The 236-nt window shown below is 33.1% G+C and carries 1 protein-coding gene; it reads right to left on the bottom strand.

The window, feature by feature from the left end; all coding sequences use genetic code 11:
- Positions 1-5: 5 nt before the first annotated feature.
- Positions 6-236: DUF4974 domain-containing protein (locus AB1471_RS17895; RefSeq protein WP_367781064.1), on the bottom strand; the 231-nt coding region annotated here is incomplete at its 5' end.

Here is a 236-nt window from a genome sequence, read left to right on the forward strand (position 1 = left end):
AGGGATTATTGGACAAATTTCTCTGAATCAAAAGGGATGTTTGATAATTTGGAAAGTAGATGCAGTGTTTCTTTCAGTTCTTTTTTTGGTAAATTTATGGTATATCGCTGTTGAAGTTCCTCGTTAGAAATTTCAGGAAATTCAACATTGAAATGTTGCGCTAATTGTTGAAGAATATATTGTAAAGATGCGTTCTCAAAATGCCAATAAGCGTTATCCATCCACATAGGATCCTT

Source organism: Jeotgalibacillus marinus (assembly GCF_040801915.1).
Classification (GTDB): domain Bacteria; phylum Bacillota; class Bacilli; order Bacillales; family Jeotgalibacillaceae; genus Jeotgalibacillus; species Jeotgalibacillus marinus.